1 protein-coding gene is annotated in these 255 nt (G+C 38.8%); it reads right to left on the bottom strand.

Going from position 1 to position 255, the window contains the following annotated elements; translation table 11 throughout:
• Positions 1 to 255: sugar phosphate nucleotidyltransferase (locus KH893_RS13330; RefSeq protein ID WP_281166415.1), on the bottom strand; the 255-nt coding region annotated here is incomplete at both ends.

The raw sequence follows: 255 nt of genomic DNA, 5'->3' as shown, positions 1-255 counted from the left end.
CACGGCCCATCAACTTAACGTTTAGTTCTTTATTTTCCAAATAGATCTTATTTAAATCAGTGATTTCTAATTCTCCCCGAGCTGAGGGTTTCAAGTTTGCTGCATAATCAACGACTCGATTGTCATAAAAATATAAACCCGTAACCGCATAATTGCTCTTGGGGTTAGTTGGCTTTTCTTCCAATGAAATTGCGTGCCTTTGATCATCAAATTCAACCACCCCAAAGCGTTCAGGATCATTGACATGATAGCCAA

It is taken from the genome of Liquorilactobacillus sicerae (assembly GCF_029916425.1).
Classification (GTDB): Bacteria; Bacillota; Bacilli; order Lactobacillales; family Lactobacillaceae; genus Liquorilactobacillus; species Liquorilactobacillus sicerae.
Note: the sequence above shows the minus strand (reverse complement) of the source record. Positions and strands in the feature narration are given on the sequence as shown.